Genomic DNA, 5347 nt, shown 5'->3' on the forward strand with positions numbered 1-5347 from the left:
TGACACACCGCCGACGCAGCTCGCCAAGGCTCGGCAGCTGCTACGCAAAGCATTCGGGAGTCGCACCGCCCCTCCCACATTTATGCCCTGGATTTGTCCCGAAACCCTGCTGTAATCAGTGCAGTGCCCAGAGGGGCGCTGAAGTAAATCTGCAGGGAGCATCACTGATTTACTGCTTCGGTAGAGCGATCTATCAAGGACGTGTGGCATGTCGTTGTTCAAGCGTTCAGTCACAGAGGGGCTGGGTACGTTTTGGCTGGTGCTGGGCGGTTGCGGGAGTGCGGTGCTGGCCGCCGCGTTCCCTGCGGTCGGGATCGGGTTGCTGGGGGGTGTCCCTGGCGTTCGGGCTCACCGTGCTGACCATGGCGTTTGCCATCGGGCATATCAGCGGTTGTCACCTTAACCCGGCGGTATCGGTGGGGCTGGTGGTCGGTGGACGGTTTCCGGCCAGGGAGTTACCGGCATATATCGTGGCGCAAGTGCTCGGCGGGGTTACCGCCGCCGCCTTGCTGTACTTCATTGCCAGCGGCAAACCGGGTTTTGAACTGGCCGGCGGCCTGGCGTCCAACGGCTATGGCGAGCATTCGCCGGGCGGTTATTCGATGACCGCGGGGTTGGTCTGTGAGCTGGTGATGACAGCGATGTTCGTGCTGATCATCCTCGGCGCCACTGACCCGCGCGCCCCAAAGGGCTTCGCCCCCATCGCCATCGGCCTGGCCCTCACATTGATCCACCTGATCTCCATCCCCGTGACCAACACCTCGGTCAACCCGGCGCGCAGTACCGGCCCGGCGCTGATCGTGGGCGGGTGGGCGATCCAGCAACTGTGGATGTTCTGGCTCGCGCCAATCCTTGGCGCGGTAATCGGCGGTATTACCTATCGATGGCTGGGTAAGGAGGAAACTGACACCTGAAACTCCCTTAGTAGCAGCTGCCGAGCGCAAGCGAGGCTGCTGCTACGGTCAGCCTTGATGGGCCTGCATGTATTGGCGCAATAATTGATTGATACGCGTCTGATAGCCCGTACCCTGACCTTTGAACCATTCAAGAACATCAGCATCAAGTCGAATCGTGACAGCCTGTTTCACTGGAACACGCAATTGCGCATTCCGAAAAAACTCAGCGTCCAGCTCGGGAATATCGCTGGTATCAATTTCTTCGTCATTCATTTTGGCCAAGCGCTCCCAATCAGTTTTCGATGTTTGCGTCATAGTATTTGGCCTCCTTCTTGTTTGCTTTTCGGGCAGAGATAATGCGGATCACATCACCACGCCGCTCTGTGTATACGACCACACCTATCAACAATTTGATCCAACCAATACCGATCCATCGTTCCTCGCCATAATCCGCTCGATCATCGCGTAAGGCCAGCATCGGATGCCGAAAGATATCCGGAACGTCGTTGAAATCGATGCCGTGCTTAGAGATATTGGCTGCATTCTTGGATTCATCCCACTCAAACTGCATGGCACGCCCTGTATGTACTTTTGTACATACATGGTAGTCCATTCATAGTTTTGGGGCCTACCCACCAGACCGACGGGCTCAGCCCTGCCGATAAGGCAGGGCCGCCCTCGCCTCTTCGGCATACGCCACAATCCCCACCCGCTCGCGCTCGAGGAAGTCTTCCACGGCGTTCTTCAAACCCGGATGGCGCAGGTAGTGCCATGAACGGGTGATCACCGGTTCGAATCCGCGAATCAGTTTGTGCTCGCCCTGGGCGCCGGCGTCAAAACGTTGCAAGCCGTGGGCGATGGCGTAGTCCATGCCCTGGTAGAAACAGGTTTCGAAATGCAGGCGGTCGAATTCCGCCAGGCAGCCCCAGTAGCGACCATAGAAGCTGTCGCCACCGATCAGGCTAAAGGCCATCGCCACCGGCCGTGTGCCTTGCTTGGCCAGCACTACGCGGATGGCCTCGGGCATGCGTTCGGCCAGCAGGCTGAAAAAGGCACGGGTCAGGTACGGCGATTGGCGACGTACCGCATAGGTATTGGCGTAGCAGGCGTAGACAAAATCCCATTGCGCCTCGCTCAGCTCATGGCCTTGCAACCATTGGAAGTCGATCCCCTGCCCCGCCACTTGTTCGCGCTCCTTGCGCATCTGTTTGCGCTTGCGCGAACTCAGGGCGTCGAGGAAATCCTGGAAGTCGCGATAACCACGGTTCTGCCAATGAAACTGGCAGCCCAGGCGCTGCATCCAGCCCGGTTGCAGGGCCAACGCCTCGTCGGCCAATGCATCGGTGAAGTTGATGTGCGCGCTGGAGAGCCCTTCGATTTCCAGGTAGCCCGGCAGGCTGTTGAGCAGTTCGAAGCCATCCTCGGCGCTCGCAGCCAATAGCCGTGGGCCGCTGACCGGGCTGAACGGCACGGCCGTGAGGAGCTTGGGGTAGTAGTCGATACCGGCCCGCGCGCAGGCGTCGGCCCAGCCATGGTCGAACACGTACTCGCCGTAGGAATGCCACTTGCGATAACCCGGCAGTGCCGCCACCAGCCGATCACCCTCCCAGTGCAGCAGATGCTCAGGCTGCCAACCCGTATGCGCGCCGACGCTGGCGCTGTCTTCCAGCGCGCTCAGGAACGCATGCCGCACGAACGGTTGGGCCTGCGGCACCAGGGCATCCCAGGCATCCGAGGTGATTTCGGACAGGTTTTGCAGGCGTTGCAGCGGCATCGGCATCCTCACTACGTCGGGGCGTGAAAGCCTCGCGAGTATCGCTTATCGCCGCCCCCGGCACACCCTTAAATCGGCATGACAAGGCTCTAAAACAATAGTTCCGAACATGAATAAATTGTCATGTAGATGACATCACTTCGCCACTGCGTGGTCACAAACCGCCGCGATACTGACGCCTGTTTTTAGAGCGCCCGGTGCTGCCGGGCGGCTATTTTCCGTCCGTCATCGGTCGGTTGTGTCCTGGATGGTTTGCCATCCCTCCTCACTTTCGGAGATTGATATGCGTCTTGCTTCCACCAAAACTGCGGCGATCCTGTGCGGCGGCCTGTTATTGGCCCTGAGCATTCCGGCCAGCGCTGCAGTCGACGCTAAATTGCTCGACATGCTCAAGGCCAACGGCCAGATCACCGCTGCGCAGTACACCGAACTGCAAAACGAGTTGGCCAAAGACCAGAAAGAACAGCAGATCGCACGGCAAGCTCAACAAGAGACCAACGAACAAATCGCCGCCACCGCTAAAAAAACCAACGAATTGAGCAGCTTCGACCAGAAGCTGGCCTGGGCCGCCAAGACCCAGTTCAAGGGTGATGTGCGCTTCCGCCAGGAGACCATCAAGATCGATGGCGAACCCAACAACGGCGGGCGCGACAAGGACCGTCAGCGCATTCGTGCCCGTCTGGGCGCCTACACCGAGATCAACCCGCAAGTGGACACCGGTATTCGTATCGCCACCGGCGGCGGCGACGATGCGCGGTCCACCAACCAGGACCAGGATGGTTACTTCGACAAGAAGTCGATCTGGCTGGACCTGGGCTACATCGACTACCACCCCGACCAGATCAAGAACCTGCACGTGATCGGCGGCAAGATGCTGCAGCCGTGGGTCAACATGGGCGACGTGATCTGGGATAGCGACATCAACCCAGAAGGCCTGGCCCTGACCTACAAGTACCCATTGGGTGGCAGCGCCGAGCTGTTCGGCAGCATCGGCAACTACAACCTCAAGGACAACGTCGACGGCGACGGCGTGCAGTTCCGCCACGACCTGCGCTTGACCGCCGGCCAATTGGGCTCGCGTTTCTCGCTCACCGACAACCTGAAACTGACCGTGGGCGGCAGCGTCTACGCCTACCAGAACGACGAAGACAGCCGCTGCGCCACGACCACCACGCCGTGTGCGCTGGCGGTCAACGGTAACTCGGCCAACGAAGAGTTCCGCCTGTACGAAGGCTTCAGCCAACTGGATATCGGCGGCCTGGCCGTTCCGCTGTCGCTGTATGGCCAATACGTGAAGAACAACGACGCCTCCACCGATCAGGACACCGCCTGGTTGCTGGGCGCCAAGTCCAAGGTCTTCGGCTTCAACCTGGACTACAACTACCGCGATACGCAACGTAACGCCGTGGTCGGCGCCTTTACCGACTCGGACTTCGCCAACGGCACCACCGGTTCGCGCGGCCACAAGCTCAAAGTGGGTTACGACATCGACAAGAACTTCGCGGTCGGCGCCACCTACTTCCTGACCAAGGCGGATTTCGCCAGCCGTACCCAGCGTGACGCCAACACCAACACCCTGCAGCTGGACGCAGAAGCCAAGTTCTAAAGAAGCAGCTTCAAGCGGCAAGTGGCGAGCTTCAAGCAGAAGCGCGCCATTTGCCGCTTTTCACTTGTAGCTTGCAGCTTGTCACTGCTTATTGATCCTTACGACGCTCGGCCGCCAGCCGCTGCGCCAGGGCATCCACATCCTCAACCGGCTCTTCGGGCATGATCCTCAGCGTCGCCTGCATCAGGCGCATCTGGCGGATAAACCGGCGGCAGTTCGGGCAGAACATCAAGTGATGACGCACCAGCAGGCGCTCGCGAAAGGTCAATTGCCCATCGAGGTAGTCACTGGACCGCGCCACTTGTTCTTTACAGGTCAACATTCGCCCGTTTCCTCAAAATGCTCCACCGTGGCGAAGACTTTAAGCCGTGCTCGATGCAACAGCACACGGACATTGGAGAGCGTGAGTGTCAGGAGATTACAGATCTCCTCCAACTCCAGGCCTTGGCGCTCGCGCAGCACCAGCACGCTGCTTTGCAGCTCAGACAAACTCAGTATCGTATGTTCCAGGCATTCGCGCAGTTCATCTTCGGTGAGCAGCGCTTCCGGCGTGTCCTGGTGCCAGGCATACGGAGCGACAGCCCAGTGACCGTCGTCGGGGCTGAAGCGATCATCGCCGATGGTGCCGTGGGGCGACGGCAAATCGTCGAGCAACACCTCGCGACGATTTTGCTTGTAGCGGCCCTTGGCGGCGTTCGCGGTGATCGTCAACAGCCAGGTCTTGAGGCTGGAGCGCCGTTCGAACTTGCCCAGGTTGCGTACCACCGCCAGCCAGGCGTCCTGCACCACTTCATCGGCATGGCGCTGGCCGACGATCGCATAGGCCACCGCGCGCATGGCGCTCTGGTAGGTGGTGACCAATTCCTTGTAGGCCCGCTGCTCACCCTCGAGCAAACGTTCAAGCAGGTGCGTGTCGTCCGCTGCTGCCATTGTCTACCTCGATTTCACTCTGCAAACCCGGTTCCTGTGTGGGAGGGGTTGGGCAAGCCCTGATGCCAGTCAGTTAAGGACGAACACCGTACCTGTGGCGAGGGAGCTTGCTCCCGTTGGACTGCGCAGCAGTCCCATTCT

At 59.7% G+C, this 5347-nt stretch carries 6 protein-coding genes and 1 pseudogene; 2 read left to right on the forward strand and 5 right to left on the reverse strand.

The genetic code is table 11. The features are described from left to right. Positions 1-208 precede the first annotated feature (208 nt). A pseudogene (aqpZ, locus tag JWR98_RS27990) lies at positions 209-914 on the forward strand (aquaporin Z). 48 nt (positions 915-962) lie between these two features. Here aqpZ and JWR98_RS27995 read toward each other — a convergent pair. The 3 genes from JWR98_RS27995 to JWR98_RS28005 all read right to left on the reverse strand — a co-directional run bounded on the left by JWR98_RS27995 (position 963) and on the right by JWR98_RS28005 (position 2670). Then, complete coding sequence (locus tag JWR98_RS27995; protein ID WP_078734182.1) at positions 963-1211, reverse strand: BrnA antitoxin family protein; 249 nt, start codon at positions 1209-1211, stop codon at positions 963-965. Then, positions 1189-1467, reverse strand: coding sequence for a BrnT family toxin (locus JWR98_RS28000; protein WP_078825646.1), 279 nt, complete (start codon positions 1465-1467; stop codon positions 1189-1191). Before JWR98_RS28000 ends, JWR98_RS27995 begins: the two co-directional genes overlap by 23 nt. Positions 1468-1545: 78 nt before the next feature. Continuing rightward, a complete protein-coding gene (locus JWR98_RS28005) occupies positions 1546-2670 on the reverse strand; it encodes a GNAT family N-acetyltransferase (protein WP_078734183.1) in 1125 nt (374 codons plus the stop codon). A gap of 283 nt (positions 2671-2953) precedes the next feature. Here JWR98_RS28005 and JWR98_RS28010 point away from each other — a divergent pair, with 283 nt between their 5' ends. Further along, positions 2954-4276 (forward strand): putative porin, encoded by a 1323-nt coding sequence (locus JWR98_RS28010; protein WP_205491782.1) that lies wholly within the window; start codon positions 2954-2956, stop codon positions 4274-4276. A gap of 88 nt (positions 4277-4364) precedes the next feature. Here the strand turns inward: JWR98_RS28010 and JWR98_RS28015 are convergent, their stop codons facing one another. Together JWR98_RS28015 and JWR98_RS28020 are read right to left on the reverse strand one after the other, a co-directional pair. Next, the gene (locus JWR98_RS28015) at positions 4365-4598 is read right to left on the reverse strand and encodes an anti-sigma factor family protein (protein ID WP_205491784.1); all 234 of its coding nucleotides are present in this window, start codon (positions 4596-4598) and stop codon (positions 4365-4367) included. Beyond that, positions 4592-5206 carry an RNA polymerase sigma factor gene (locus JWR98_RS28020; protein ID WP_205491786.1) on the reverse strand — a complete coding sequence of 205 codons (615 nt, stop codon included), beginning with the start codon at positions 5204-5206 and terminating at the stop codon, positions 4592-4594. Before JWR98_RS28020 ends, JWR98_RS28015 begins: the two co-directional genes overlap by 7 nt. Between the last annotated feature and the right edge of the window lie 141 nt (positions 5207-5347).

The organism is Pseudomonas lactucae, from assembly GCF_016937615.1.
GTDB lineage: Bacteria > Pseudomonadota > Gammaproteobacteria > Pseudomonadales > Pseudomonadaceae > Aquipseudomonas > Aquipseudomonas lactucae.